The sequence below is a fragment of the Microbacterium sp. KNMS genome, from assembly GCF_053851835.1.
This window is the reverse complement of record NZ_JBSQBP010000006.1, coordinates 16,717-41,000: the sequence shown is the minus strand read 5'-3', so window position 1 is coordinate 41,000 and position 24,284 is coordinate 16,717. Positions and strand designations below refer to the sequence as shown.

Here is a 24,284-nt window from a genome sequence, read left to right as displayed (position 1 = left end):
CGCACCGCCCCGCGAACATCCGCCTCCGCGCCGACGCGGCAGGGCACCTGTCCTCCGTAGCGTCGGAGGCATGATCACGGCAGAGAACCTCACGAAGCGCTTCGGCGCCAAGACCGCCGTCGACGGCATCTCGTTCGAGGTGCGGCCGGGGCAGGTCACCGGCTTCCTCGGGCCCAATGGCGCGGGCAAGTCGACCACCATGCGCATGATCGTCGGCCTCGACCGGCCAGACGCCGGCTCGGTCACGGTGAACGGGCGCCCGTTCGCGCAGCACGCCGCTCCCATGACCGAGGTCGGAGCGCTCCTCGACGCGAAGGCCGTCCACCCGGGGCGCACGGCGGAGGCGCACCTGCGCATGCTCGCCGCGACGCACGGCATCGGGATGGCCCGGGTCGCCGAGGTCATGGAGCTCACGGGCATCGCCGGAGTCGCGAAGCGCCGCATCGGCGGCTTCTCGCTCGGCATGCACCAGCGCCTCGGGATCGCCGCGACCATGCTCGGCGACCCGCACACGCTCATCCTCGACGAGCCCGTCAACGGCCTCGACCCCGAGGGCGTGCACTGGGTGCGCGGGTTCGTCCGCTCGCTCGCGGCCGAGGGGCGCGCGATCTTCCTCTCCTCGCACCTCATGAGCGAGATGGCGCAGACCGCCGACCACATCATCGTCCTGGGCAAGGGCCGCATCCTGGCGGACGCGCCCGTGGGCGACTTCCTGCGCGGGTCCGAGCGCGAGCGCACGCGCGTCCGCTCCTCCGACGCGCGCCGGCTGGGTCTCCTCCTCGCCGACCCGGGCGTCGCCATCACCCAGGCGGCCGCCGACACGCTCGACGTCGAGGGCCTGCCCGCGGCGCAGATCACGCGCGTCGCCGTGAACGCCGACATCGACGTGCACGAGCTCGTCCCCCTGCGCGGCTCGCTCGAGGAGGCCTACCTGGCTCTCACGGGCGACGCCGTCGAGTACCGCAGCGACCCCGCCGCTCTCGCGGCCTGAACGGAGTTCCCATGACCGCCATCGCCGCGGCTCCGCGCCGCACCGCCTCTCTCGGCGCCCCGCGCCTGACCTTCTCCCACCTCGTCCGCGCCGAGTGGATCGGCCTGACGAGTCTGCGCGGCACGATCGCCTCGCTCGTCGTCGGGACCGTGCTCGTGCTCGCCGTCTCGGTCGGCATGACCGCCCTGCTCCTCGCCGTGAACGGCGACCCGGCGGGCGCGCCGCCCGCGCTCATGATGACCCTCGGTGCCGCGACCGTCGCGCAGATCATCGCCGTGCTCGTGGGCGTGGGCGTCTTCGCGAAGGAGCACGCGACGGGTTCGCTCCGCACCCAGCTGGCGGCGGCACCGCGCCGCGTCGCGACGGTCGGCGCGAAGGCCGTGGTCGTCGCCGTGAGCACGTTCGCGTGGTCGCTCGCCTCACTGCTCCTGTCGTTCGCGGGCGTCGTCGCCGTCGGCGCCGTCTGGGGCGTCGAGCCCGCCCTCGACGACGCACTCACGGCCATCCTGCTGCCGATCGTCGGCGCGGCGCTGTTCACGGCGCTCGTCGGCGTGCTGTCCCTCGGCGTCGCGGCGCTCCTGCGCTCCGAGACCTGGTCGGTCACGCTCGTGCTCGTGTTCCTCCTCGTGCTCCCGACCGTGCTGCTGACGCTGCCGTTCGAATGGGCGCCGACGATCCACGACGCGCTCATGGCACCCGCCGGCGACGCCCTCATGACGCCGAACGCAGACGTCGACGGCGAGACCGTCCGCGACATCGCGATCGCCTTCGCGTGGCCGATCGCGGCACTCGTCGCCGGGATGGCCGTGGTCCGCCGCCGCGACGCGTGACCATCCGCTCATCGGGCCGATGGCCCCGTCCCGCGCGGGACGGGGCCATCCGCATAGGGTCGGAGACGTGAGCAGCGCAGAGGGCACGAGGACGGGCGGACTGGACCTCGCCCTCCCCCGCCCTCCCGGCGTCATCCGGCGATGGGTCGATCGCCATCCGCGGATCGTCGACGTCCTCATCGTCTTCACGTGCCAGATCGCGCCGGCCCTGCTCACGCTCGTCCTCGCGGCCGCGGTCCCGGAGGACTTCCCCCTCGACGGATGGTCGGCAGCGGGCGCCGCCGCATCGATCGCCGTCGGCTCGGTCGCGCTCGTGGTGCGGCGCGAGCGCCCCCTGATCGCCGCGATCGTGTGCGGCAGCCTGGCCGTCCTGCCGCTCCCCTTCAGCATGGGCGGCCATCTCGCCGTCTTCGTCGCGCTCTACGCGCTGGGCGTCCACAGCACCCCGCGGCGCACCTGGATCGGCTACGGGATCGTGGCGGCGGTGACGGTGATCGTCTCCGGCGTGGCGACGTGGCTCACCCTCTCGGGTGCCGTGCTCCCGGAGGACCCGGACATCAGCCCCGCGGCCACGGCCGTCCCGAACGCGATCGTCTACCTCGTCCCGACCCTGCTCGGGCTCTCGGTCGGCAACCGCCGCCGGTACATCGACGCGATCATCGCGCGGGCCGCCGACCTCGCGCGCGAGCGCGACCAGCGCGCGCAGCTCGCGGTCGCGGATGAGCGGGCGCGCATCGCGCGCGAGATGCACGACATCGTCTCGCACAGTCTCACGGTGATGGTGACCCTGTCGGAGGGGGCGGCGGCGCAGGCCGAGACGGGCGGGCCGCGCGCCGCCGAGGCCATGCGCCTCGTGGCTGAGACCGGCCGGTCGTCGCTCGCCGAGATGCGGCGTCTGCTCGGCGTCCTGCGCGCGCCCGACCAGGCGGCGCAGCTCGCGCCGCAGCCGGGCGACGCGGATCTCGAGGTCCTCGCCGAGCGCTTCCGCGAGACGGGCCTCCCCGTCCGCCTCACGCGGATCGGCACCCCGATCGCCGACCGCGCGCTGCAGCTCGCGGTCTTCCGGATCGTCCAGGAGGGCCTCACGAACGCCCTCCGGCACGCGCCGGGCGCGCGGTACGCGGCCGTGACCATCCGCCGCGAGGACGGGATCGTGACCGTCGAGGTGCGCAACGACGCGCCCGCGCGGCAGAGCACCGCGCCTCCCGGGCGCGGGACAGGCATCATCGGGGTGCGGGAGCGCGCCGCTCTGTACGCGGGTCACGTGGACGCGGGGCCGACGGCGGATGGCGGATGGCTGCTGCGCGCGCAGCTGAAGGAGGAGCAGGGATGACCGGGGAGCGGATCCGCGTCGCGATCGCCGACGACCAGCAGCTCGTGCGGATGGGGCTGCGGATGGTGCTCGACGCCCAGCCCGACATCGAGGTGGTCGCCGAGGCCGAGGACGGCGAGCACGCCGTGGCCGTGGCCAGCGACGGCGGGGTCGACGTCATCCTCATGGACGTGCGCATGCCGCGGCTCGACGGGATCGCGGCGACCGAGCGGATCGCGGCCGCGGGGCCCCTCCCCCGGGTGCTCGTGCTCACGACCTTCGACCTCGACGAGTACGCGTTCGCCGCCCTGCGCGCAGGCGCGAGCGGCTTCCTCCTCAAGGACGCGCTGCCGGCCGACCTCCTCGGCGCGATCCGCGCCGTGCACGCGGGCGACGCCGCGCTCGCGCCGAGCGTCACCCGCCGGATGATCGAGCAGTTCACCGCGCACGCCGCACCGCGGCCATCCGCCGAGCTCGACGCGCTGACGCCGCGAGAGCGCGAGATCTTCGCGGCCATCGCCGAGGGCCTCACGAACGACGAGATCGCCGCGCGGTTCTACCTCGCGTCGTCGACCGTGAAGACGCACATCGGGCGGCTCCTGCAGAAGCTCGGGGCGCGTGATCGCGTGCAGCTCGTCATCCTCGCCTACGAGGCAGGGATCGCCGGCAGCTGACGCGTCAGCGGCCGGCCAGGCGCGCCCTTGTTCACGACGGCTCGTCGCCTTCCAGAATCGCGGCGACGCCCTGCGGTCGAATCCTCGAATGATCGGCGATCTGATCGCGTGTCATGCCTGTCCTCGCCAGCTCCGCGACGAGGGGTGCCAGCTCCTCGAGGATCTGCCGGTGATCATCGCCCCTCCGCGCCGAGGCGATGATCCGCTGGACCTCGCCCAGAAGCTCGCGCTGTCTTTCGGATGGCCGGAAGGGGGCCGTCCCTGCGTGGATCGTCCAGCCCCTTCTCGCTTCCACCGGGGGCCGGTCATTCCGGGCGGAGCGCGGGTCCGCAGACGGGTCAGACATGATGACCTCCTTGTCAGCGCAACGTACCAGTGCCTCGATCGCGCCATCCATCAGGACGCGCGCCCCGAAGCGCCCCTGCGCGGGTTTGCAATCGCCGGGATCGCGGGCAGCTGACGCGTCAGCGGCCGGCCAGACGAGCCGCGCGCGCGAAGGGCCACTCCATGCCCGAGAGCCGCTCGCACGTCTCCCAGATCCGCTGACGCACCTCGGGGTCCGACGACGTGCGCGAGGGCTGCTGCCGGGTGGGCTCACCCCGCGTGATGAGGCGCGGCCCCCAGTACTCGCCGCCCGTGATGGCGGGGTCGACGAGCGCGCGCACGAGCGAGGCCGCGCCGCGCTCCTTGGACTGCGCGATCGGGGCCTGGAGGCCATCCTTGAAGCGCTTCCACGCACTCGGCTCGTTCACGCCCTGCACGCGCGGCGTGCGCCCGCCGATCGAGTACCCGGGATGCGCGACGACGCTCTCGACGGGCACGCCGGCGTCGCGCAGGCGGACGTCGGCCTCGATTCCGAGCGCCTGAACGACGACCTTCGACTGCACATAGGCGCGATACGCGTGGTACCCGCGCTCGAGCTGGATGTCGACGGGGTCGTACGCGCCCATGCGCGTCGACATGCTGCCGAGCCACACCATGCGCGGCGTCCAGGTGCGGGTCGCCGACTTCGACAGCGTCGTCAGCAGCTCGGCGGCGAGCACGAAGTGCCCGAGGGCGTTCGTCGCGAGGACGAGCTCGCGGCCGTCGCGGGTCGTCTCCCGCTGGCGCGGGGTGTGGACGATGCCCGCGTTCAGCAGCACGCCGTCGAGGCGCTGCCGCTTGAAGAGGCCGCCGCGCACACTCGCGGCCGCCGCGCGGATCGACCCGGTGTTGCTCACGTCGAGGAGGAGGGTCTGGACCGAGGCATCGGGCACCCGAGCCTCGAGTGCGTCGTGCGCTGCGGCGAGCTTGTTGGGGCTGCGCCCGCTGAGGATGACGTGGGCGCCTGCGCGCGCGAGCTGCTCGCTCGCGAAGTAGCCGAGACCCGCGTTGGCGCCGGTGATGAGGTAGGTGCGGCCGGTCTGATCCGGCAGGCGCGCCGGATCCCAGCTCCGGGGCGCGTGTTCGGTCACGAGACGAAGATACGCCGAACGGCATGCCTTCGGGAGCATGCCGCGAGCGCGCGCCGGAAACCGCGTCTCGGCGCGCGGAGCGTCGCGGCCGAGCCGCACGCTCTCTAGGCTGATGCCATGGCGCGACGCGACGAGATCGAGTGCTGGCTGACCGACATGGACGGCGTCCTCGTGCACGAGGAGCAGCCCATCCCCGGCGCGTCCGAGCTGCTCGCGCAGTGGCGCGACACCGGCACGCCGTTCCTCGTGCTCACGAACAACTCGATCTTCACGCCCCGCGACCTCGCGGCCCGTCTGCGCGGCTCGGGCATCGACGTCCCGGAGGAGCACATCTGGACGAGCGCCCTCGCGACGGCGGCGTTCCTCAAGCAGCAGAGCCCCGGCGGCTCGGCGTTCGTCATCGGCGAGGCCGGCATCCTCACGGCCATGCACGAGGCCGGGTTCATCATGACCGAGACGAATCCCGACTACGTCGTCGTCGGCGAGACCCGCAACTACTCGTTCGAGGCGCTCACGAAGGCCGTGCGCCTCATCAACAACGGCGCCCGGTTCATCTCGACGAACCCCGACGCGACCGGGCCGAGCGCCGAGGGCGTGCTGCCGGCGACGGGCGCGATCAACGCGCTCATCACGAAGGCGACCGGCAAGGAGCCCTACATCGTCGGCAAGCCCAACCCGATGATGTTCCGGTCCGCCCTCAACCGGATCGGCGCGCACAGCGAGAACACGGGCATGATCGGCGACCGGATGGACACCGACATCGTCGCGGGCATCGAGGCGGGGCTGCACACCGTGCTCGTCATGACCGGCATCAGCACGCGGACCTCGATCGAGCAGTACCCGTTCCGGCCCGACGAGATCGTCACCTCGGTCGCGGAGCTGCTCGACCCCGAGGTCGAGGGCGAGGGCGGCGCCGAGCTCGACGCGGGGGTCTGAGGATGTCCGAGCGCGACCTGCTCTTCGCCGCGACGTTCGTCATCACGGCCGGCACCCTCGTCGCGTTCGTCTGGCAGTACATCCGCCGCAACCGCGACGACGACTGAGCGCCTCGACGTCGAGGCTCCTCCCGGGGTCCGCCGCAGACCCGCGGGTACGATCTCAGACGTGAGTCTGAACGAGGTGCTGCTGCGCATCGACCGACTCGCAGCCGGGCGCCAGCGCGACATCCGCGTGCCCGCCGTGCGCCTCGCCGATCCGACCCTGCACCGCGACTGGCTCGTCGTGCGCGTGCTCCTCGGGGTCGCGATCATGCTCGGCGTGAGCGCGCTCGGGATCGCCTTCTGGCTCACCATGCAGGGCATGCCGGAGCCATTCATGGTGTGGATGCGCAGCGCGGTCGTGCTCGGACTCACCGGCGGGCTCGGGTACTTCTCGTTCCGCGCCGAGCAGGGCTGGTACTGGGCCTACTCGCGCATGCGCCTGTTCTCGTTCATCTTCCCGTGCGTCACCCTCGCGATCGCCGCCATCCCGGGGATCTACCCGCTCTGGATGACCGTCGAGCAGCTTGCCTTCGCCGCTCTCATGCTCGGCGTGGGCGTGCTCCTCACGACACCGCGCATGCGCGCCGCCTACCGCCGGGCCTGAGCGGGTCGCGGCGTCGGCGGAATCGGATGGCCGAGGCGCGTGTGCGCGTGTCGGTCCCGCGGGTCCACACCAGCCCCAGCACTCCGATTCCGCGTACGGGTCAGGCGCGCAGCACGAGCGCGGCGGCGCCGATGATCGGCCCATCGCCGCCGAGCGCGCTGCGGACGACACGGGTGCGCTGCGCGTACGGCAGGGCGGCCCAGTCGCGCAGCGCCGCCGCGACGAGGTCGACGTAGTCGTCGGACACGTTCGAGAAGCCGCCGGAGATCGCGATGACCTCGAGGTCGAGCAGCGACGACGCGTCGGCGAGCGCCTGGCCGACCGTCTTCGCCGACCGCTCGATCGCCGCGCGGGCGATGCGGTCGCCCTCCGCTGCCGAGCGCGCGAGGTCCTCGCCGGTCTCGCCGTGCCATCCCTGCAGCTGCGCCCAGCGGACGCTCGCGGGGCCCGCCGCGATCTCCTCGACGGTCAGCTCGCCGACGTGCATCTGGCCGAGGTGGCCGGCGTTGCCCGACGCCCCTCCGATGGGGATGCCGCCCATCACCACTCCCCCGCCCACGCCCGTCGAGACCACGAGCGACAGGGAGGTGCGCGCGCCCGCGGCGGCGCCGAGCCACGACTCGGCGAGCGCGAGGCATCCGCCGTCGTGTCGGAGACGGACGATCGGATCGAACTCCCCGCTCGAGGCGATGACGGCATCGCGAACCGCCTCGACGAGACCGAAGCCGTGCACGCCAGGCATGTTCACCGGATGGATGGAGCCGGTCGGGAGGTCGATCGGCCCTGCGCTGCCGATGCCGGCGCCCGCGAACTCCGCACCCTCGGGCAGGTGCGCCAGCGCACGCGAGACGACGTCGGTCACGGCCGCCCGGAGGCCGTCGGGCGTGATGGCGGGCCCCGTGGGTCGACGGTTCCGGCTGGGCGCGAGGATCGCGCCCTCGTCGTCGACGAGTGCGGCGTCGATCTTGGTGCCGCCGAGGTCAACGGCGAGCGCGATGCGGGTCATGAGAGCTCCTCTGCGGATGGCCCGAGGCGCGGGCACCCCACAGCGTAGCGGCGACCGCGATCGCCGCTGCGACTACTGGGCCTCGAGCCCCAGGTCGTCGAGGTCGATCGCCGCGAGCCAGCGGAGGCCCTCGGCCTCGATGCGCTCCTGCGCCCCCGTCCGCCGGTCGACGATCGTCGCGACCGCGACCACCTCGGCGCCCGCCTTGCGCAGCACCTCGACGGCCTTGAGCGGCGATCCGCCCGTGGTCACCGTGTCATCGAGCACGACGACGCGCTTGCCCTCGACCTCGGCTCCCTCGATCTGGCGCCCGCGACCGTGGTCCTTGGGCTCCTTGCGGACGACGAAGGCGTCGACGGGCGTGCCCGCAGCCACCGAGGCGTGCACGACCGCGTTGGCGATGGGGTCCGCACCGAGCGTGAGCCCGCCGACCGCCGAGACGCCGTCGATGTCGCGGATGAGGTCGAGCATGATGCGGCCGATCGCGGGTGCCGCGCGGTGATCGAGCGTCAGCTTGCGCATGTCGACGTAGTACGTGGCCTTCTTGCCGCTCGAGAGCGTGAAGTCGCCGTGGAAGACCGCGTCCTCCTTGATGAGCCGGATGAGCTCCTGGCGGTCGGCTTCGAGTTCGGGCGTGGATGCGATGGCCATGCGCTCCAGCTTAGAGACGATGGGCTGCCGCGGAGGACGGCGACGGCGCCGTTGACGGCACCCACCCCGCCCAGGTCGCAGTTGGCGGCCCCCAACCGCCGATTCCGGACGCAAACCGCGACCGGAACGGCACCTCCTTCGCCCAGGTCGCAGTTCGCGGCCGCCAGCCGCCGATCCAGGACGCAAGTCGCGACCTGAACGGCACCCACCCCGCCCAGGTCGCAGTTCACGGCCCCTAACCGCCGATTCAGGACGCAAACCGCGACCCGGACAGCGCGACGGCCCCCGACAAGCCACGACGCCGCCAAGCGACGGCCCCGCGGGGCGACGGCCGTGTCCGCGGCGGGAAATAGGCTGGGAGCATGCGCCTTGCCACCTGGAACGTGAACTCGATCCGCGCGCGCGTCGACCGCATCGTGTCGTTCGCCGAGCGCCAGCACATCGACGTGCTCGCCATGCAGGAGATCAAGTGCAAGCCCGAGCAGTTCCCGTACGCCGCGTTCGAGGCGGCGGGCTACCACGTCGAGGCGCACGGGCTCAATCAGTGGAACGGCGTCGCGATCGCCAGCCGAGAGCCCCTCGAGGATGTGCAGCACGCCTTCGCGGGGATGCCCGGGTTCAAGAAGGGGTACGACGGCGACGACGCTCCGCACGAGGCGCGCGCGATCTCGGCGCTCGTCGGAGGCGTCCGCGTATGGAGCCTCTACGTCCCGAACGGCCGCTCGCTGAACGACCCCCACTACCAGTACAAGCTGCGGTGGCTCGAGGCGCTCCGCGAGGCGACGCGCGCCCAGCTCGCGGCGGAGCCCGACCTCCCGCTCGCGCTCGTGGGCGACTTCAACATCATCCCGTTCGACGAGGACAACGGCGACCCGGACATCGTGCCGGGCGTCTCGACGCACGTCTCGCAGCCCGAGCGCGACGCCTTCTTCGCCCTCGAGACCGCCGGCGTCTCCGACGTCGTCCGCCCGCTCGTCCCCTCCGGCTACACGTACTGGGACTACCAGCGCCTGAAGTTCCCGCGTGACCAGGGCATCCGCATCGACTTCATCCTCGGCTCCCGGGCGCTCGCCGACGCCGTCACGGGCGCGTTCATCGAGCGCGAGGAGCGCAAGGGCGACTCCCCGAGCGATCATGTGCCCGTCGTCGTGGACCTCGACCTCTCCCCTGCGGAGGACGACGACGTGCCGATGATCTTCGGCTGATCAGCCGAGCGCGTCGAGCCAGTCCGCGACCTCGCGCGCGGTGCGCAGCCTCACGAGCGTCACATCGGGCCAGCTCTCGAGGCGCGCCGGGAGCGACGCCTCGCCCGTGCGGTACTTGTCGCGTGTGCGCCACGCCCACCGCACGATGTGGTCGGGGTCGACGAGCGCCGAGAGGATCGGCGGCTCGACGTTCCCCGCCCGCCACAGGCGCTCGCGCCGGATCCGGCGCCGGATGGTCCGGCGGATGACGCGCGCCATCGTGACGCGCGTGGGCAGGTCGATCCAGACGACCGCCTCCGCGCGGGCGAGCAGGACCGGCCGCGCGCCCGTGTACTGCCACTCCGTCACCCACGCGTCGCGCGCCGCGAGGTCGCGGACATCGGCAGCGAACGTCGGCCGGGGCTGCCAGCCAGGGCCCCAGTGGAGATCGTCGAGCTCGACGTGCGGGATGCCCGTCCGCTCCGCGATGCGGGCGGCGAGCGTCGACTTGCCCGAGCCGGACACCCCGGCGATGAGGATGCGCCGCGCCGTGAACTCCACCGGAGGAGCCTATAGGCGCGCGCCCTCCCGTCGCTCAGTCGAAGGTCCCGGTGCGCACCTCGAGATCGACCGGCGCGTACCGCAGCAGGACCGCTCCGCTCTCCCCCGCCACCGGCGGCGCCGTGAGCCGCAGGGTCGCCGGCGCCGCGCCATCCGGGAAGACCTTCTTCCCGCGGCCGAGCACGACCGGGTACACCCAGAGGCAGAGCTCGTCGAAGAGCTGACGCGAGAGCAGCGTCTGCACGAAGTCGATGCTGCCGATCACGGCGGTGAGCGCGTGACGCGAGCGGATGGCCGCGATGTCGGCCTCCAGATCGTCGCCGATGCGCGCGCTCCCCTGCCATGAGAGATCGGGCTCGCCGCGGGAGGCGACGTACTTGGGCACGGCGTCGAACTTCCGCCCGATCGGCCCGTTCTCACCCGTGGTGTGCTGCGGCCAGTAGCCGGCGAAGATGTCGTAGGTGCGCCGGCCGAGCAGCAGCGCATCCATGGCCTCGATGGCCTGTCCGACCTCGCGGCCGACGGTCTCGTCGAACAGCGGCGCCTGCCAGCCGCCGAAGGGGAACGCGCCCGAGGGATCCTCCTCGGGGCCGCCGGGCGCCTGCGCGACGCCGTCGAGGGTCGTGAAGAGGTCGATGCGGATGCGGCCTCGCGTGCTCGTCTGCTCGTCCATGAGCTCCTCCTGGGGTCAGGCCGCCTCCGCCGTGGCGGTCGAACGGCCGGGATCGATGTGGAAGGTCCTCGCGAAGCGCTCGAGGTGCGAGACGTCGCCCACGAGGAGGTGCGCGATCTGCCGATCGATCGCGTCCTGCGGCGCGATCTCGCCCGAGATCACGCCGCGGATGCCCGGACCCGCCACGATGACGGCGTCCGGTTCGCCACTCGGGGTCGCCCCGCCGACGGGCGGCGTAGGCGGCGCGAGCTGCGCGATCGCGAGCTGGCCGCCCGCGACGTCGGCGCGCAGCACGACGTCCCCGACGTGCAGCTCATATGCCGTGCTCGGAATAGCCTCGGCGACATCCGGTCGGAACGCGGTGCGCAGAGCCATCGTGAGCGAGTCCGGCGTGACGGCGTCGCCCTCCTCCGGCTCCCCCATGCTCTGGAATCCCCAGCGCCCCAGCGCGAGGACGATCGGCTCGAGCTCGCGCCCGTACGGCGTGAGCTCGTAGACGAGCCCGCAGCGCGCGATGGGCACGCGACGCACGACGCCCCCCGCCTGCAGCTCCTTGAGCCGCGCGCTGAGGATGTTCGTGGGGATCCGGGGCAGGCCCTGCTTGAGATCGGTGTAGCGCCGAGGGCCGACGAGCAGGTCGCGGATGATGAGCAGCGCCCACCTCTCCCCGACCAGCTCGACGGCCGTCGTCACGCCGCAGTACTGCCCGTAGCTGCGTGCTGCCAAGCGATCAGGCTCCCTGCTCGGCGAAGAAGGCCTCGGGGCCCTTCTCCGCCGCCATCGGGTCCATCCACAGGAACTCGATGATGTTGCCGTCCGGGTCGGCCATGCTCACGGAGTACATGAAGCCGTAGTCCTGGGGATCCTTGTTCTCCGATCCGCCGGCCTCGAGGATCTTCGCGCGGATCGCGTCGACGTCCTCGCGGGAGTCGCGGCTCAGCGCGGTGATGACCTGCGCGCCCTCCGAGCCGAGCACGACCGACTTCGACGTGAAGGTCGCGAAGTACTCCTTCTTGAGGACCATGAAGAAGACGTTCTCGTCCCACTTCACGCACGCGGCGTTCTCGTCGGTGAACTCGGGGACGATCGTCGTCCCGAGCGACTCGTAGAACGCCTTCGCGCGGTCGAGGTCGGTGACGGGCAGGTTGACGAAGATGTGAGTGGCCATGACGGTGTGCTCCTCGCGTATCGCTCTGGTCTGTTTCGCGCCGCCTCTGTGCGGCACGGCACCAGCTTGTTAAAAGCAAGCACTCTTGTCAAGAGCAAGTTCTTCCGTCTCGCGACGGATGTCGGGACGGCGCAGAATGCCTACGGTGGAGGGATGACCGCCACGACCGCGCCCGCCGAGCCCGAGGCGGAGATCGACGAATCAGAGCCGCTGAATCGGCGCGTCACGCCACGGGACCTGCGCAAGGACGCGATCCTCGCGGTCGCGCTCTTCGGCGCGGCCATCGTGAGCATCGCCCTGACCGCCGTCTCCGGCGCGTACCTCACGGAGCCCGAGAACGCGGGGTGGTCGCTCCTCGCGAGCGTGTTCATGACCCTGCCGCTCGCGCTGCGCCGACGGTTTCCCGTCACGGTCGCGGCCGTGATCTGCACCGCGTACTTCGTGGCCACGTCGTTCCAGGTTCCGGAGATCTACGTCAGCCAGGTGACGATGTTCATCGGCATGTTCACGATCGGCGCCTGGGTCGACGATCGACGCCGGGCCGCGCTCGCGCGCGTCGTCATCATCGTCGGCATGTTCGTGTGGCTGCTCGTCACGACCTTCGTCGGCGCGACTGACACCGAAGCGCTCCAGGAGAACTTCCCGGGCGGACTCTCCCCGTACATCGCCTACATGCTGCTCATGTGGCTCATCAACGCCGCGTACTTCGGCGGCGCCTACTATATGGGCAATCGGGCATATGCCGCCGCGCGCGACCGCGCTGTGCTGCAGCGGCGCACGCGCGAGCTCGAGGAGGAGCGCGAGCTCACGGCGGCCCAGGCGGTCGCCCTCGACCGCGTGCGGATCGCGCGCGAGCTGCACGACGTCGTCGCCCACCACGTCTCGGCCATGGGGGTGCAGGCGGGGGCCGCCCGCACCGTGATCGAGCGGGACCCGGAGGCGGCGCGCCGCGCCCTCTCGGTCGTCGAGCAGTCGGCGCGCTCGGCGATCGCGGAGCTCCGCCACCTCCTCGACACCCTCCGGTCGCTCGACGGCGATCCCGACTTCGCGGTCGGCGCGCCGTCGACGCTCACCCTCGAGGGGCTGCCCGCCCTCGCGGAGGTGATGACCGCGTCGGGGACGCCCACGCGGCACGTCGTCGTGGGCGCCCCGGTGCCCGTCCCAGATCTCGTGCAGGTCAACCTGTACCGCATCGCGCAGGAGGCGCTCACCAACGCCCGTCGGCACGGCGGCCCCGACGCCCGCGCCGAGATGCGCGTGCGCTACACCCCGGACACCGTCGAGCTCGAGGTCGTCAACACCGGCCGCGTCGCGCTGGACGCACGTCCGGGTCTCGGTCAGCTGGGGATGCGCGAGCGCGCGATCGCCTCGGGCGGCCAGCTCGAGCTCCGCCCGCGCGAGCAGGGCGGCTACCTCGTGCGCGTGACCGTGCCGCTGGCCGCGCCCGTCACCGCAGAGGAGGATCCGTCATGACCTCGCCCATCCGCGTCCTGCTCGTCGACGATCACGCCACGATGCGCGCCGGATTCCGGATGATCCTCGAGGCGTCGGGGATCGACGTCGCGGGGGAGGCGGCCACGGGGGAGGAGGCGGTCGCCCGCGCGGCCGAGCTGCGCCCCGACGTCGTCTGCATGGACGTCCAGATGCCCGACATGGACGGCATCGAGGCCACGCGCCGCATCGTCGCGGCCGGAACGGCGGCTCAGGTCGTCATCGTGACGACCTTCGACCGCGACGACTACCTCTTCTCCGCGCTCGACGCCGGTGCCAGTGGATTCCTGCTCAAGAATGCGGGCCCTGAGGAGCTCGTGGGCGCCGTGCGGGTCGTCGCCGCGGGCGACGCGCTGCTCGCTCCCGAGGTGACGCGGCGCGTCATCGAGCGGCACACGGCGTCCGCCCCTGCCGCGTCCGCAGGCCCTGGGGACCCGTCTGCGGCGGGTCTCACGGAGCGCGAGCTCGAGGTGCTGCGGCTGCTCGCCCGGGCCATGAGCAACAGCGAGATCGCCCGCGAGCTGTACATCGGCGAGGCGACTGTCAAGACCCACGTGTCGAACCTGCTGCTGAAGCTCGGTGCGCGCGATCGCGTCGCCGCCGTCGTATACGCGCACCGGCATGGACTGACCTGACGCCTCACGCGGGAGGCGGCTCCCCCGCGCGACGGAGGCGCGCGTTCCTCCCCGCGGGGGACGCGCGCCTCCGCGCCCGCCCGTAGCGTGTGAAGCACACGATGAGGAAGGGAGCGCGGATGCTGAGACTGCGCGGGATCACCAAGCGATACGGCGAGCGGCAGGTGCTCGACGACGTCTCGTTCGACGTCACGCCCGGCCGCCTCACGGGCTTCGTCGGCGGCAACGGCGCGGGCAAGACGACGACGATGCGGATCGTCCTCGGCCTGCTCACCCGCGACGGGGGAGAGGTCACGCTCGACGGCGCGCCGCTCACGCCGGAGGAGCGCCGCAACTTCGGCTACATGCCCGAGGAGCGGGGCCTGTACCCCAAGATGAAGGTCCTCGACCACATCGTCTACCTCGCCCGCCTGCACGGCTTCGGCAGGGCCGAGGCCACCCGCAGGGCCACCGAGCTGCTCGAGCAGCTCGGCCTCGCCGAGCGCCTGGGCGACAACGTCGAGACCCTCTCGCTCGGCAACCAGCAGCGCGCGCAGATCGCCGCGTCGCTCGTGCACGAGCCGCGCGTGCTCATCCTCGACGAGCCCTTCTCGGGGCTCGATCCGCTCGCGGTCGAGACCGTCGCGTCGGTCCTGCAGCAGCGCGCGGCCGACGGCGTCTCCGTGCTGTTCTCGTCGCATCAGCTCGACGTCGTCGAGCGCCTGTGCGACGACCTGGTCATCATCGCGGGCGGCACCATCCGCGCGGCCGGCGGGCGGGACGCCCTCCGCGAGCAGCACGCGACGAACCGCTACGAGCTCGTGTCGGATGGCGATGCCGGCTGGCTCCGCGGCGAGCCCGGCGTGCAGGTGGTCGACTTCGCGGGCGGCTTCGCGGTCTTCGACGTCGACTCCGACGACACGGCGCAGCGCGTGCTGCGCAAGGCCGTCGACCTCGGGGCGGTCGCGAGCTTCGCGCCCCAGCACCCCTCGCTCTCCCAGATCTTCAAGGAGGTCATCCAGTGAGCACCCCCACGAGCGTGCGGTCGACGCACCGCACCCCGGCGCCCGCCCCCACGACCGCGCAGAGCGTGTGGCTCGTCGCCGAGCGCGAGCTCGCCGCGAAGCTGCGCAGCAAGGCGTTCCTCATCTCGACCGCCATCCTCGTGCTCGGCGCCCTCGCGGCGGTGCTGTGGATGGGCTTCTCGGCCGCAGGAGGGGGCACGACGCCGGTCGCCGCGACGCAGGCCGTGGCGGCGCAGCTGAGCGCGGCGGACGCCCTCGAGGTCATCGAGGTCGACGATCGAGCCGAGGCCGAGCAGCTCGTCGCAGCGGGCGAGGTGGATGCGGCCGCCGTGCAGGACGACGCGTCGCCGACCGGCGTCACCGTCATCGCGCAGAGCGAGGCGCCGGCGTCGGTCATCGCGGCGCTGTCGCTGTCGCCGACGGTCGAGCTGCTGGATGCGGGAGCGGGGGAGGAGGGCCCCCTGCGCTACATCCTCGGGATCGTGTTCGGCATGGTCTTCTTCATGGCCGCGATGTCGTTCGGCACGCCCATCACGCAGAGCGTGATCGAAGAGAAGCAGACCCGCGTCGTCGAGATCCTCATCTCGGCGATCCCGGCCCGCGTGCTGCTCGCGGGGAAGGTGCTCGGCAACACCATCCTCGCCCTCGCGCAGATCGTGGTGCTCATCGCGGTCGCCGTCGTCGGCCTCATCGTGACGGGGCAGACGGAGTTCCTCCAGGGGCTCGGCGCGCCCATGGTCTGGTTCGCCGTGTTCTTCCTCTTCGGATTCATCCTGCTCGCGGCCATGTTCGCCGCCGCGGGCTCCCTCGTCTCCCGACAGGAGGACTCGGGTCCGACCCTCACGCCGCTCATCTACCTGACGATGATCCCGTACTTCCTCGTCATCTTCCTCGGCGACAACCCCCTCGTCATGACGATCCTGTCGTACGTGCCGTTCTCGGCCGCGGTCGGGATGCCGCTGCGCCTCTTCTTCAACGAGGCGCAGTGGTGGGAACCGCTCCTCTCGCTCGTCGTGCTGCTCGGCTCGTGCGTGCTCGTGATCGCGCTCGGCGCCAAGATCTACGAGAACTCGCTGCTGCGGATGGGCGCGCGCGTCAAACTCAAGGACGCTCTGAAGGGCTGAGCCCGACGCGCGAGACGCCGTCGCCCTCGCGGGCGGCGGCGTCTCGCGTTTCCGCGTGTTGCGTCGGCTCGCGGCGAAGAGCATGCGCCGGAATACAATCGTCCCCGCGGAGGTTCCCTCTCCCATCGGGCAACGGCGCCCACCGAGTCCACCGACCAGCAAGGAGCACGCCATGGGCGCCACGACCCTCGACCGCACCGCGGCCACCGACCACCCCGTCCTCGATGTCCTCGCCGACCGCTGGAGCCCGCGCGCCTACGACGCGACCGGCGCCGTCGACGAGGCCAAGCTCGCGAGCGCCCTCGAGGCCGCCCGCTGGAGCCCGTCGGCCTACAACGTGCAGCCCTGGCGGTTCATCGTCGCGCGCCGCGGCACGGCCGAGCATGCGTCGGTTGTCGAGTCGCTCGTCGAGTTCAACCAGCTCTGGGCCGCGAACGCCGCCGTCCTCATCGTCGCGGTCGCCGAGACGGCGAACGAGGAGGGCCGCGCGAACACGCACGCGGTCTACGACCTGGGCCAGGCCGTCGCGCACCTCTCGGTGCAGGCCCACCACGACGGACTCGTCGTCCACCAGATGAGCGGCTTCGACCCCGAGGTCGTGCGCGAGCGCTTCTCGCTCGACGCGCGCTTCGCCCCGACGACCGTGGTCGCGCTCGGCGAGCTCGGCGACGTCGACGCCCTCCCCGAGGCGCTCCGCGAGCGCGAGACCGCGCCGCGCGAGCGCCGTCCGCTCGCCGAGACGGTCATCGTCGACGCGCGCTGACCTGACGAGCGCGAGGTGGTCGCCCGCGGCGTCGACGTCGACGCGCACCGTGTCGCCGTCATGCACGCCGCCCGACAGGATGGCCATGGCGAGGCGGTCCTGGATCTCCTGCTGGATGAGGCGGCGCAGCGGCCGCGCACCGTACACCGGGTCGTAGCCGCGCTCGGAGAGCCAGGCGCGGGCATCCGGCGTCACCGCGAGCGTGAGCCGACGGTCGCCCAGCCGCTCCTGCAGCGCGTCGACCTGCAGCTCGACGATCTGCGCGAGGTCGTCCTGGCTGAGGGCCTGGAACATCACGATGTCGTCGAGACGGTTCACGAACTCCGGCTTGAACGCCTGCCGCACGAGGAGCATCACCTGCTCGCGCTTGGCCTCGGCGGAGATCGTCGGATCGATGAGGATCGGCGATCCCAGGTTCGAGGTCAGGATGAGGATGACGTTCTTGAAGTCGACCGTGCGGCCCTGGCCATCCGTCAGCCGTCCGTCGTCCATGACCTGCAGGAGCACGTCGAAGACCTCGGGGTGGGCCTTCTCGACCTCGTCGAGAAGCACCACGCTGTAGGGCCGCCGGCGCACCGCCTCGGTGAGCTGCCCGCCCTGCTCGTAGCCGATGTAGCCCGGAGGGGCGCCGACGAGGCGCGAGACCGAGTGCTTCTCGCCGTACTCCGACATGTCGATGCGCACCATGGCGTGCTCGTCGTCGAAGAGGAACTCGGCGAGCGCCTTCGCGAGCTCGGTCTTGCCCACGCCCGTGGGGCCGAGGAACAGGAACGACCCCGTGGGCCGGTTCGGGTCGCTGATGCCCGCACGCGAGCGCCGGACGGCATCGGAGACGGCCTTCACGGCCTCCTTCTGACCGATGAGCCGCCTGCCGAGCTCGGCCTCGAGGTGGAGCAGCTTCTCCGTCTCGCCCTGCAGCAGGCGCCCGACGGGGATGCCCGTCCACGCCGCGATGACCGACGCGATGTCGGCGTCGGTGACCTGGTCCCCGACCATCCGCTCGTCGCTGCGCTCGGCCTTCTCGGCATCCGCGAGCTCGCGCTCGAGACCCGGGATCTCGCCGTAGAGCAGGCGCGACGCGCGCTCGAGGTTGCCCTCGCGCTGCGCGCGCTCGGCCTCGCTGCGTGCGGCGTCGAGCCGGGTCTTGAGGTCGCCGACGCGGTTGAGCGACGCGCGCTCGGCCTCCCAGCGCTCCTGCAGTCCCTTCAGGTGCGCCTCCTCCTCGCGGAGGGTCTCGCGGAGCTTCTCGAGCCGGTCCTTCGACGCGGCGTCCTTCTCCTTCTTGAGGGCGAGCTCCTCGAGCTTCAGGCGGTCGACGTGCCGGCGCAGCTCGTCGATCTCGAGCGGCGCGGAGTCGATCTCCATGCGCAGCCGCGACGCGGCCTCGTCGATGAGGTCGATGGCCTTGTCGGGCAGCTGCCGGCTCGGGATGTACCGGTGCGACATCCCCGCAGCCGCGACGAGCGCGCCATCCGAGATCGCGACCTTGTGGTGCGCCTCGTAGCGCTCCTTGAGACCGCGGAGGATGGCGACGGTGTCCTCGACGCTCGGCTCGCCCACGTAGACCTGCTGGAAGCGGCGCTCGAGAGCGGCGTCCTTCTCGATGAACTCGCGGTACTCGTTGAGCGTCGTCGCGCCGATCATGCGCAGCTCGCCGCGGGCGAGCATCGGCTTCAGCATGTTCGCCGCGGCCACCGACCCCTCGCCGCCGCCCGCGCCCATGAGCACGTGCAGCTCGTCGATGAACGTGATGACGCGGCCCTCGGACTCCGTGATCTCCTGGAGCACCTTCTTGAGGCGCTCCTCGAACTGGCCGCGGTACATCGCGCCCGCGACGAGGGCGGAGATGTCGAGGGCGATGAGCTCCTTGCCCTTGAGGCTCTCGGCGACGTCGCCGGCGACGATCCGCTGGGCGAGCCCCTCGACGACCGCGGTCTTGCCGACACCGGGCTCGCCGATCAGCACGGGGTTGTTCTTCGTGCGCCGCGTGAGCACCTGGCTCACCCGGCGGATCTCGCTGTCACGGCCGATCACGGGGTCGAGCTTGCCCTGCTTGGCGCGCTCGGTGAGGTTGATGCCGAACTGCTCGAGGGCGCTCTGCTGCTCCTCCTGCTGCGGCATCTGGTTCGCCTGCATTCCTGTCCTCCCTGAGTCACGGTGACTCTAAACCTGAGTCGAAGTGACTCAAGTTTATCAGCCACCTGACCCGCGGGGAAGGGCGCGGCTCAGATCCAGCCGCTCTCCTCGGCGACGAGCACGGCCTGCTGCCGTGTCTCGACCCCGAGCTTGCCGAGGATCACCGAGATGTGGTTCCGGACCGTGCCCGGCGCGAGAGACAGCGAGCGCGCGATCTGCCCCGTGGTCTCGCCGCGTCGTCCCACGCGCAGCACGTCGAGCTCGCGCGGGGTGAGCGGGCAGCGCTCGTCCGCGAGGGCGTCGGCCGCGATCTCCGGGTCGACGTACCGGCCACCGGCTGCAACTCGCCGGATGACCTGGGCCACCTCGCCCGCGCCGCGCGACTTCGGCAGGAACCCCGCGACGCCCGAGGAGAGCGCGCGGCGCAGCACGCCCGGCCGCGCATGGCGCGTGACGACCACGCACCGCGTCGCGATGCGCCGGCTCAACTGCGCGGCGACCTCGACGCCGTCCAGACCCGGCATCTCGAGGTCGAGGAGGCAGACGTCCGGCTCGACGCGCAGCGCCTCCGCGACCGCCTCGGAGCCGTCGGCGCACTCGGCCACGACCTCGATGTCGTCCTCGAGGCGCAGGAGCGCCGCGAGCGCGGAGCGGATCATCGCCTCGTCGTCGGCGAGCAGCACGCGGATCATCGGACGACCTCCTCGGGAACCTCCACCACGACGGCGAACGCGTCGGGGTCCCGTCGGACGTCGAGACGCCCGCCGACCTCGGCGACACGGCGTCCGATCCCCTCGAGGCCGGCGCCGTCGCGCGCCTCGGCGGCCCCTGCGCGGTCGTTCGCGATCTCGTAGCGCCATGCGCCGTCGACGCGCGCGAGCGAGAGGCGCGCCATCCGCCCCCCGCCGTGCCGCAGGACGTTGGTCGTGGTCTCCCTGATGACAGGCCCGAGCACGGCACCGGGCGCCTCGTCGGCATCCGGTGGCATCTCGAGCGCCGCCGCGACCCCCGCGGCCTGCAGGAGGTCGCGCGCGTTGGCGAGCTCATCCGACAGCGGCGCCGACCGGAAGCGCGTCGCGAGGTCGCGCGTGCCCTGCGTGGCATCCGCGACGCTCACCCGCGCGGCCCGCACCTGCTCGAGCGCCGCGCCGGTCTCGCCGCGGTCCATGAGCTTCTCGGCCAGCTCGAGCTGCAGCGCGATCACCTGGAGGTGGTGCCCCTGGAGGTCGTGCACGTCGGTCGCGACCCGGAGCCGCTCCTGCGTCGCCGCGAGCCGCGACTCCGCGACCCGCGCGCGGTCGAGCGCGACGAGCACATCCCACCACCACAGCGACAGGACGGCCACTCCCGGCAGCATGACGCAGAAGGCCGCGAGCATCGGCGCCCCCTCGACCGCGAGGATGCCCCCGCCGCCGCGCGCGTCGACCCACCATGCCGCCGCGAGCGCGGCCGTCATCGCCATGACGAGGCGCAGGCGGACGCCGCGAGACCAGTTGAGCAGGACCACGGCGTGCGCGGGGAGCAGGAGGCCGAGGAGCCAGCTGTGCGTCAGGACGCCGAGGACCGCGCCCGATGCGGCCGCGACGAGCACGAGCGGCACGAGGCGCTTCGCCACGAGCGGGTCCGACTCGCTGCGCGACCGATGCACGAGGAGGAGGGGCACGGTGCACGCGACCCACACGACGCCGACGGCTCCGGCGAGGAGCCCCTGCCACGCGGCCCCGCTCGCGACGGCCCAGGTCGTCGTCCAGAGCAGGGCGATCATGGCCTCGAAGAAGATCACCGCGCTGATCGTGTACCACCATGTCGCGGCGATGCCGCGCGTCAGATCGATCGCGCCCCGACGCGCGTCCCCCGATGTCGCCTTCACTCTCACCACAGTACGGCCGTGACAGATGTCACCCCCTGCGCGTGCAGCTCTCCCGCACTCCGGTGACACCTCGGCACTGCCGCGATCGGCCGCGGCGCGATGGAGTGGAGACATCGCCGGAGAGACCCCTCCGCAGCACAGCCGACAGGAGCACAGCATGAACCTCATCGAGACCTTCCAGAACCTCGTCGCCCAGGTCCCGGAGTTCGCCCAGCCGCTCATCGTCGCCCTCGCGGGCGCCGTCCCGTTCATCGAGGGCGAGGGAGCCGCGGCGATCGGCATCATCGGCGGCATCCACCCGGCGATCGCCGCCGCGGCCGGCGCGATCGGCAACTTCCTCTGCGTCGCCGCGCTCGTGCTCCTCGGCTCGGGCACCCGACGCGCGATCGTGACGCGGCACCGCGAGCGCGTGGCGGTCGCCGCGGGCGGCGGCGCGATCACCGAGGGCGGCACCGCCGTCGCGGCCCCCGCTGCGTCGCCCCGCAGGGAGAAGTTCCAGCGGGCGCTCGTGCGCTACGGCGTCCCTGGCGTGAGCCTCCTCGGTCCGCTCCTCCTGCCGACGCAGTTCACCGCGACGATGCTCGCCGCCGCCGGCGTGGGCCGCGCGCGCATCCTCTTCTGGCAGGGCATCGCGATCGTCGGCTGGACGACCCTCATCACGCTCGCCCTGACCGGCATCATCTCGATCGCGAGCTGACCCCCGCGCTACGCGGCGACGAGCGGATCGGCCCCTGCGGCCATCCGCTCGTCGCCGTCTGCCATCTCGGGGCACGCGAAGCGCGCGCGATACGCGGCCGGCGAGATCCCGAGCACGCGCGAGAAGTTCTGGCGCAGCACCGCGGCCGAGCCGAAGCCGCAGTCGGCCGCGATGCGGTCGAGCCCCCAGTCCGTCCGCTCGAGCAGGCGCTGCGCCTGGATGACCCGCTGGCGCGCGAGCCATGCGGCCGGCGTCGTGCCGAAATCGGCCTTGAACCGCCGCGCGAACGTGCGCGGCGACATGTGCGCACGGTGCGCGAGCTCGTCGACGGGAAGCTCGCGGTGGAGGTTCTCGAGAGCCCAGTCGGCGACCGGCGCGAGCGACAGGCTCGCCTCCGCCGGCAGCGGGTTCAGGATGAACTGGGCCTGGCCGCCGTCGCGCTGCGGCGGGACGACCATCCGCCGCGCGATGTGGTTCGTGAGCTCGGCCCCGATCTCCTGTCGAAGGAGGTGCAGGCAGGCATCGAGACCGGCCGCCGTGCCCGCGCTCGTGATGATGCGGCCCTCCTGCACGAAGAGGACGTCGGGGTCGACCTCGATGCGCGGGTACATGCGCCGCATCGTGTCGGCGTACATCCAGTGCGTCGTCGCCCTGCGCCCGTCGAGCACGCCCGAGGCCGCGACGACGAACGAGCCGCTGCAGACGGTGAGCACCCACGCTCCGCGTGCGACGGCGCGACGGATGACCTCGCACACGCGCTCGTCGACGGCACCCCACGACGACCGGGGGATCGGGGTGACGACGACGAGGTCGGCCTCGTCGGCGAAGGACAGGTCGGCGTCGACCGTGATCGAGAACCCGAGGTTGGATGCCACGAGACCGGGTGTCGGGGAGACGAGACGGAAGTCGAAGCTCGGCACGCCGTCGGCGCTGCGGTCGAGGCCGAACGCCTCGCACGCCAGCCCGAACTCGAACGGGGCGAACCCCTCCTGGACGATGCACGCGACGGTCTTCATGAGCGCTCCGGTTGGCAGAAATGCGACGATCTGTGGCCATCCTGCCACTCGCGGCAGGAATCGCACAACCGTAGCGTTCCTGCCATGCTCGTCGTCGTCATCGTCACCGCCCTTGTGGTCGCCGCGGGAGCCGCCGTCGCCGCGGCGGTGCTCCCGGGCGGCGGCGCGCCCTCGGACGGATCCGAAGCCGACGCGGCGCGTGCGCACACGGTCGGCGTGACCCCCGTGCAGGGATGAGTCAGCGGCCGAGGACGCGCTCGTAGACCTCGACCATCGCCGCCGTGCGCGACGACTGCAGGAACTCGTGGGCGACGCGCTCGGTCGGGACGGGCGCGGTGCCGGCCGCGATGTCGTCGGCGGCGGTGCGGATGGCCGCGGCGAGCGCCGCGATCCGGCCCGGCTCGTCGTCGGGCGCGGGCACCGCCCAGATGCCGCCGTCGAACTCGCCCGCGATGTCGGGGTCGCTGATGATCGACGGCGTGCCGAGGGTCGCCGCCTCGAACGGGGTCATGCCCTGGGTCTCGAAGCCGATCGAGGTCTGGATGAGGGCGTCGGCGGCTGCGATGCGCGCGAGAGTCTGCTCGTAGGGGAGCCGGCCGGCGAACCGCACGCGGTCGCCGAGCCCCCGCTGCGCCACGAGTCGCCGCGCCTTCTCAAGTTCGAAGCCCCCGCCGATGACCTCCAGCTCGGCGCGCACGCCGGCGTCGGCGAAGGCCTCGAGCGCGGGGAGGAGCCGCTTCTCGGGCGACATGCGCCCGAGCCACACGAAGCGCGGACGCCCGGGGGCGCGGAGGATCGGGGCGGCCTGCAGCACGCGCGCGCGGACGTCGTCGTCGATGCCGTTCCACACGACGTCGACGGGCGCGAAGACCCCGTGCTCCTCGAGCCGCCGCGCGAAGTGGCGCGACGGCGCCGTCACCGCCGACGCACCGCGCGCGAGGCCGCGCAGGTACGCCCATCCGTCGTCGCCCGGTCCTGAGCCGGGCAGGGCGCGCCGTCGCCACGCGTTGAGCGCCCGGAGGACGAGACCCGGGAAGGGCGCGGTCGCCTCGATGCCGACGTCGACCCGGTTGTGCATGGTGTGCACGACCGGAACCCGGAGCCGGCGCGCGAGGCGATGCCCCAGGAACGCGCCCCAGAAGTCGGCCTGGACGTGCACGAGGTCGGGCAGCGGCGTGCCCTGGGCGACCCGGCGGGTCAGCGCGTGGTCGATGAACGCGTCGGCCGAGGCACCCGGCCAGGCGAACGAGTACTCACGGTCCCACGTGACGGGCACGGACGGCAGGTCGAGGTAGGCGGGGTCGTCGCGGTTCACGGGGTCGCGCGACCAGCGCCGGGGCGCGACGACGGTGACGACGTGACCCGCCCGCTCGAGGAAGCTGCGCTGCAGCCGCGTCGAGACCTGCGCCCCGCCCAGCGTCTCGACGTGCTGGTCGCCGAAGATGACGATGTGCACGGCG

At 72.2% G+C, this 24,284-nt stretch carries 26 protein-coding genes and 1 pseudogene; 14 read left to right on the top strand and 13 right to left on the bottom strand.

Going from position 1 to position 24,284, the window contains the following annotated elements; all coding sequences use genetic code 11:
- Positions 1–70: 70 nt before the first annotated feature.
- The 4 genes from ACWXWW_RS05540 (at position 71) to ACWXWW_RS05525 (ending at position 3,807) form a co-directional block, all read left to right on the top strand.
- On the top strand, positions 71–991 hold the full coding sequence (locus ACWXWW_RS05540) for an ABC transporter ATP-binding protein (RefSeq protein ID WP_421074802.1): 921 nt from the start codon (positions 71–73) through the stop codon (positions 989–991).
- 11 nt (positions 992–1,002) lie between these two features.
- Entirely contained in the window at positions 1,003–1,821 is an 819-nt protein-coding gene (locus ACWXWW_RS05535) for a hypothetical protein (RefSeq protein WP_455969210.1), read from the top strand.
- A 67-nt stretch (positions 1,822–1,888) separates the two neighbouring features.
- Positions 1,889–3,154 (top strand): sensor histidine kinase, encoded by a 1,266-nt coding sequence (locus ACWXWW_RS05530; protein ID WP_455969208.1) that lies wholly within the window; start codon positions 1,889–1,891, stop codon positions 3,152–3,154.
- The gene (locus ACWXWW_RS05525; protein ID WP_271172584.1) at positions 3,151–3,807 is read left to right on the top strand and encodes a response regulator transcription factor; all 657 of its coding nucleotides are present in this window, start codon (positions 3,151–3,153) and stop codon (positions 3,805–3,807) included. Before ACWXWW_RS05530 ends, ACWXWW_RS05525 begins: the two co-directional genes overlap by 4 nt.
- A 31-nt stretch (positions 3,808–3,838) precedes the next feature.
- On the opposite strand, the gene ACWXWW_RS05520 is transcribed toward ACWXWW_RS05525, so the two are convergent.
- Both ACWXWW_RS05520 and ACWXWW_RS05515 read right to left on the bottom strand, forming a co-directional pair.
- On the bottom strand, positions 3,839–4,153 hold the full coding sequence (locus ACWXWW_RS05520; protein WP_455969206.1) for a hypothetical protein: 315 nt from the start codon (positions 4,151–4,153) through the stop codon (positions 3,839–3,841).
- 118 nt (positions 4,154–4,271) lie between these two features.
- On the bottom strand, positions 4,272–5,261 hold the full coding sequence (locus tag ACWXWW_RS05515; protein ID WP_282978414.1) for an SDR family NAD(P)-dependent oxidoreductase: 990 nt from the start codon (positions 5,259–5,261) through the stop codon (positions 4,272–4,274).
- A 117-nt stretch (positions 5,262–5,378) separates the two neighbouring features.
- Between ACWXWW_RS05515 and ACWXWW_RS05510 the strand changes: the two genes are divergently transcribed.
- A complete protein-coding gene (locus tag ACWXWW_RS05510; RefSeq protein ID WP_282978413.1) occupies positions 5,379–6,197 on the top strand; it encodes an HAD-IIA family hydrolase in 819 nt (272 codons plus the stop codon).
- Between the two features lie 168 nt (positions 6,198–6,365).
- Positions 6,366–6,845 (top strand): hypothetical protein, encoded by a 480-nt coding sequence (locus ACWXWW_RS05505; RefSeq protein ID WP_421074809.1) that lies wholly within the window; start codon positions 6,366–6,368, stop codon positions 6,843–6,845.
- Between the two features lie 100 nt (positions 6,846–6,945).
- On the opposite strand, the gene ACWXWW_RS05500 is transcribed toward ACWXWW_RS05505, so the two are convergent.
- Both ACWXWW_RS05500 and pyrE read right to left on the bottom strand, forming a co-directional pair.
- The gene (locus ACWXWW_RS05500; RefSeq protein WP_455969204.1) at positions 6,946–7,851 is read right to left on the bottom strand and encodes an ROK family protein; all 906 of its coding nucleotides are present in this window, start codon (positions 7,849–7,851) and stop codon (positions 6,946–6,948) included.
- Between the two features lie 72 nt (positions 7,852–7,923).
- A complete protein-coding gene (gene pyrE, locus ACWXWW_RS05495; protein ID WP_271172573.1) occupies positions 7,924–8,502 on the bottom strand; it encodes an orotate phosphoribosyltransferase in 579 nt (192 codons plus the stop codon).
- Between the two features lie 362 nt (positions 8,503–8,864).
- Between pyrE and ACWXWW_RS05490 the strand changes: the two genes are divergently transcribed.
- A complete protein-coding gene (locus ACWXWW_RS05490; protein ID WP_271172572.1) occupies positions 8,865–9,707 on the top strand; it encodes an exodeoxyribonuclease III in 843 nt (280 codons plus the stop codon).
- Here ACWXWW_RS05490 and ACWXWW_RS05485 read toward each other — a convergent pair whose 3' ends face one another.
- Genes ACWXWW_RS05485 through ACWXWW_RS05470 form a run of 4 tightly spaced genes read right to left on the bottom strand, consistent with a single transcriptional unit; the run spans position 9,708 to position 12,088 of the window.
- A complete protein-coding gene (locus tag ACWXWW_RS05485; protein WP_455969202.1) occupies positions 9,708–10,247 on the bottom strand; it encodes an AAA family ATPase in 540 nt (179 codons plus the stop codon).
- A gap of 34 nt (positions 10,248–10,281) precedes the next feature.
- Complete coding sequence (locus ACWXWW_RS05480; RefSeq protein WP_421074811.1) at positions 10,282–10,920, bottom strand: dihydrofolate reductase family protein; 639 nt, start codon at positions 10,918–10,920, stop codon at positions 10,282–10,284.
- 15 nt (positions 10,921–10,935) lie between these two features.
- Positions 10,936–11,646 carry a winged helix-turn-helix transcriptional regulator gene (locus ACWXWW_RS05475; RefSeq protein WP_282978403.1) on the bottom strand — a complete coding sequence of 237 codons (711 nt, stop codon included), beginning with the start codon at positions 11,644–11,646 and terminating at the stop codon, positions 10,936–10,938.
- Positions 11,647–11,650: 4 nt separating this feature from the next.
- The gene (locus ACWXWW_RS05470) at positions 11,651–12,088 is read right to left on the bottom strand and encodes a VOC family protein (protein ID WP_455969200.1); all 438 of its coding nucleotides are present in this window, start codon (positions 12,086–12,088) and stop codon (positions 11,651–11,653) included.
- Positions 12,089–12,241: 153 nt separating this feature from the next.
- On the opposite strand from ACWXWW_RS05470, the gene ACWXWW_RS05465 reads away from it, so the two are divergent.
- The 5 genes from ACWXWW_RS05465 to ACWXWW_RS05445 all read left to right on the top strand — a co-directional run bounded on the left by ACWXWW_RS05465 (position 12,242) and on the right by ACWXWW_RS05445 (position 17,105).
- On the top strand, positions 12,242–13,561 hold the full coding sequence (locus ACWXWW_RS05465) for a sensor histidine kinase (protein WP_455969198.1): 1,320 nt from the start codon (positions 12,242–12,244) through the stop codon (positions 13,559–13,561).
- Positions 13,558–14,214 carry a response regulator gene (locus ACWXWW_RS05460; RefSeq protein WP_455969197.1) on the top strand — a complete coding sequence of 219 codons (657 nt, stop codon included), beginning with the start codon at positions 13,558–13,560 and terminating at the stop codon, positions 14,212–14,214. Before ACWXWW_RS05465 ends, ACWXWW_RS05460 begins: the two co-directional genes overlap by 4 nt.
- Before the next feature lie 119 nt (positions 14,215–14,333).
- Positions 14,334–15,218 carry an ABC transporter ATP-binding protein gene (locus ACWXWW_RS05455; protein ID WP_455969195.1) on the top strand — a complete coding sequence of 295 codons (885 nt, stop codon included), beginning with the start codon at positions 14,334–14,336 and terminating at the stop codon, positions 15,216–15,218.
- Positions 15,215–16,342, top strand: a complete 1,128-nt coding sequence (locus tag ACWXWW_RS05450) for an ABC transporter permease (protein ID WP_324013252.1) — start codon at positions 15,215–15,217, stop codon at positions 16,340–16,342. The genes ACWXWW_RS05455 and ACWXWW_RS05450 overlap by 4 nt, the downstream gene beginning before the upstream one ends.
- Before the next feature lie 172 nt (positions 16,343–16,514).
- Positions 16,515–17,105, top strand: a complete 591-nt coding sequence (locus tag ACWXWW_RS05445; protein ID WP_271172563.1) for a nitroreductase family protein — start codon at positions 16,515–16,517, stop codon at positions 17,103–17,105.
- Positions 17,106–17,111: 6 nt separating this feature from the next.
- Here ACWXWW_RS05445 and ACWXWW_RS05440 read toward each other — a convergent pair.
- From ACWXWW_RS05440 to ACWXWW_RS05430, 3 genes and pseudogenes are all read right to left on the bottom strand, one after another.
- Positions 17,112–19,241 (bottom strand): annotated as a pseudogene (locus tag ACWXWW_RS05440) (ATP-dependent Clp protease ATP-binding subunit); the annotation flags it as partial.
- An 89-nt stretch (positions 19,242–19,330) separates the two neighbouring features.
- Positions 19,331–19,933 (bottom strand): response regulator transcription factor, encoded by a 603-nt coding sequence (locus ACWXWW_RS05435; protein WP_271172561.1) that lies wholly within the window; start codon positions 19,931–19,933, stop codon positions 19,331–19,333.
- Positions 19,930–21,111 carry a sensor histidine kinase gene (locus tag ACWXWW_RS05430; protein WP_455969193.1) on the bottom strand — a complete coding sequence of 394 codons (1,182 nt, stop codon included), beginning with the start codon at positions 21,109–21,111 and terminating at the stop codon, positions 19,930–19,932. The genes ACWXWW_RS05435 and ACWXWW_RS05430 overlap by 4 nt, the downstream gene beginning before the upstream one ends.
- A gap of 157 nt (positions 21,112–21,268) precedes the next feature.
- Here ACWXWW_RS05430 and ACWXWW_RS05425 point away from each other — a divergent pair, with 157 nt between their 5' ends.
- Entirely contained in the window at positions 21,269–21,808 is a 540-nt protein-coding gene (locus tag ACWXWW_RS05425; protein ID WP_455969192.1) for a small multidrug efflux protein, read from the top strand.
- Positions 21,809–21,816: 8 nt separating this feature from the next.
- Here ACWXWW_RS05425 and ACWXWW_RS05420 read toward each other — a convergent pair whose 3' ends face one another.
- Entirely contained in the window at positions 21,817–22,824 is a 1,008-nt protein-coding gene (locus ACWXWW_RS05420) for a GlxA family transcriptional regulator (RefSeq protein ID WP_282978392.1), read from the bottom strand.
- 84 nt (positions 22,825–22,908) lie between these two features.
- Here ACWXWW_RS05420 and ACWXWW_RS05415 point away from each other — a divergent pair, with 84 nt between their 5' ends.
- Positions 22,909–23,061: a hypothetical protein gene (locus tag ACWXWW_RS05415; protein WP_455969190.1), complete on the top strand. Its 153-nt coding sequence runs from the start codon at positions 22,909–22,911 to the stop codon at positions 23,059–23,061.
- A 1-nt stretch (position 23,062) separates the two neighbouring features.
- Here the strand turns inward: ACWXWW_RS05415 and ACWXWW_RS05410 are convergent, their stop codons facing one another.
- On the bottom strand, positions 23,063–24,280 hold the full coding sequence (locus ACWXWW_RS05410; protein ID WP_271172556.1) for a glycosyltransferase: 1,218 nt from the start codon (positions 24,278–24,280) through the stop codon (positions 23,063–23,065).
- Positions 24,281–24,284 lie beyond the last annotated feature (4 nt).